Raw genomic sequence first — 2,684 nt, 5'->3', positions numbered from 1 at the left:
GCGGCCGCGCTCGCCTCTACGCGCGCGGCTCGCTGCGCCTGCGCGCGCTCGACTCCCTCCGTATTGGCACGCTGCGCCGCACCGCCGCACTGCTCGGCCTGGCCCCCGCGACCGGAGTCGACGAGGTCGTCGCCGTTGCGGCCGACCGGCTCGGGCGCGACCCTGCCGAGCTGCGCCGCCTCCTCGTCGAGGACGAGCCCGACGACGACGCCGCTCTCGTGACCGCGTCCGACGACCTCCTCCGCTTCGAGAGTGCGCTCCGCGCCGCCCTCGCACCGACCCCCGACCGACGACCGGAAGGCCCTCTCCGATGAGCGATCCCACTGCGCCACCCGCTCCGCGCCACGACGCGGCTCCTCTCGCCGACGACGAGCTGCGCGCTGAGCTCGACCGTGTCCGCGCCGAGGTCGGCCGTGCGGTCGTCGGCCAGGACGGCGCGGTCTCCGGCCTGCTGATCGCGCTGCTCGCCGGCGGCCATGTGCTGCTCGAGGGCGTTCCCGGAGTCGCGAAGACGCTGCTCGTTCGCGCGCTCTCGGTCTCGCTCGGCCTCGACACCCGGCGCGTGCAGTTCACGCCGGACCTGATGCCCGGCGACATCACCGGCTCGCTGGTCTACGACGCATCGACCTCCGGCTTCGCCTTCCGCGAGGGTCCGGTGTTCACGAACCTCCTGCTCGCCGACGAGATCAACCGCACGCCGCCGAAGACGCAGGCCGCCCTGCTCGAGGCGATGGAGGAGCGGCAGGTCAGCGTCGACGGTCGGACCCTCGCCCTGCCCGACCCGTTCCTCGTCGCCGCGACTCAGAACCCGGTCGAGTACGAGGGGACGTACGTGCTGCCCGAGGCGCAGCTCGACCGCTTCCTGCTCAAGCTCGTGCTGGAGGTCCCCCCGCGCGACGTCGAGGTGGAAGTGCTCACGCGCCACGCGGCAGGATTCGACCCGCGTGATCTCGGAGCCGCGGGCGTGCATCCCGTCCTCGACGCAGGCCGGCTCCGGGCGGCGCAGGCCTCGGTGCGGCGGGTCGGCGCCGGCGCGGACGTGCTGGGCTACATCGTCGACCTCGCCCGGGCCACCCGGGAGAGCCCGAGCGTGAAGCTCGGCGTGAGCCCGCGCGGTTCGACGGCCCTGCTCGCCGCGTCGCGCGCCTGGGCCTGGCTGAACGGCTACGGCTCCATCACGCCCGACCACGTGCAGGCGATGGTCCTCCCGGTGCTGCGTCACCGCCTCCAGCTCGAACCGGAGGCGGAGCTCGAGGGCGTGCGCACCGAGTCCGTCCTGGGCGGGATTCTGCAGCAGGTCCGCGTCCCGGTCTGAGCCGTGCACCTCACCGGACGCTCCGTCCTCGTCCTCCTCATCGGCCTCGTACCGGTCGTCCTCCTCGGCGGCCGAGCCGAGCTCGCGTTCGCCATGCTCGGCCTGTGGCTGCTGGTCTGGGCGGTTCTCGTGGCGGTCGACCTGATCGCCGCGGGTTCGGCCCGCGCTGTGTCTCTGGAGCGGCGCGTCCCCGACCGGGTGCGCCTCGGCGAGCGCGCAGAGACCATCCTCCTGGTCACCAACACCGGGCGGAGGCGGATCACCGGCCTCGTCCGCGACGCCTGGGAGCCGTCGGCCGGAGCGCTGGCGACCCGCTCGCCGCTGCGGCTGCCGCCCGGCGAACGCCGCGCGGTGACGACCGTACTGGCGCCGAGGAGGCGGGGCGAGCGCCGCGCGCTGCACGTCACCGTCCGCTCCTGGGGACCGCTCGGTTTGGCCGGCCGCCAGGCCACCCACTCCACCCCTGCGGTCGTGCGCGTGCTGCCCGCCTTCCGCTCCCGCCGGCACCTGCCCTCCCGTCTGGCCCGCCTGCGCGAGCTGGAGGGGCGCACCAGCGTGATGATCCGCGGGCAGGGCACCGAGTTCGACAGCCTCCGCGAGTACGTCCGCGGCGACGACGTGCGCTCGCTCGACTGGCGGGCGACCGCTCGGCGTCGCGAGCCGGTGGTGCGCACATGGCGGCCCGAGCGCGACCGGCGCGTGATCGTCGTGCTCGACACGGGGCGCACCTCCGCCGCCCGCATCGAGGACGAGCCGCGCCTGGACACCGCGATCGAGGCGTCCCTGCTGCTGTCCGCTCTCGCCGCCTCCGCGGGAGACCGGGTCGACGTGCTCGCCTTCGACCGGGCCCGCCGCGCCCGAGTGCACGGCGCGACCGGCTCGGAGGTGCTGACCCGCGTCGTCGACGCCCTGACGCCCGTGCAGCCGCAGCTCATCGAGACCGACTGGGCCGCTCTGCCCGCGCAGGTGCGCACGCTCGCCTCGCAGCGCTCGCTCGTGGTCGTCCTGACGGCGCTCGACTCGATCGGCTCGGCCGAGGGCCTGCTCGCCGTCCTCCCCCAGCTCACGCGGGTGCACACGGTCGTGGTCGCCTGCGTCGTCGATCCGGAGCTGCAGCGGATGGCCGCCGACCGCGGGGATCGCGCTGCCGTCTACTCCGCCGCCGCCGCCGAGCGCTCACTGGCCGACGTCGAGCGCCTCTCGGCCGCCGTGCGACGTCTGGGCGGAGAGGTGGTACTCGGCAGCCCCGAGAAGCTCCCCCCGGCTCTGGCCGACCGGTATCTCGCGCTGAAGGCCGCGGGGCGGCTCTAGATGTGCAGCGCCGTGACGGCGGCCGCGCGCCGTCAGCCGGCGGCCATGCTGCGGGAGC

The 2,684-nt window shown here is 75.0% G+C and carries 2 protein-coding genes and 1 pseudogene; all 3 read left to right on the top strand.

Annotated elements, in window-relative coordinates; all coding sequences use genetic code 11:
- A pseudogene (locus tag ACH61_RS17605) lies at nt 1-314 on the top strand (DUF4350 domain-containing protein); the annotation flags it as partial.
- Nucleotides 311-1,315, top strand: a complete 1,005-nt coding sequence (locus ACH61_RS14910) for an AAA family ATPase (protein ID WP_068213558.1) — start codon at nt 311-313, stop codon at nt 1,313-1,315. The pseudogene ACH61_RS17605 and the gene ACH61_RS14910, both read left to right, overlap by 4 nt.
- A gap of 3 nt (nt 1,316-1,318) precedes the next feature.
- The gene (locus tag ACH61_RS14905; protein ID WP_068213556.1) at nt 1,319-2,626 is read left to right on the top strand and encodes a DUF58 domain-containing protein; all 1,308 of its coding nucleotides are present in this window, start codon (nt 1,319-1,321) and stop codon (nt 2,624-2,626) included.
- Nucleotides 2,627-2,684: the final 58 nt, after the last annotated feature.

Origin of the sequence: Rathayibacter tanaceti (genome assembly GCF_001634385.1) — a bacterium.
In the GTDB taxonomy this organism is placed as follows: domain Bacteria; phylum Actinomycetota; class Actinomycetes; order Actinomycetales; family Microbacteriaceae; genus Rathayibacter; species Rathayibacter tanaceti.
This window is presented reverse-complemented; position numbering and strand designations above follow the sequence as displayed.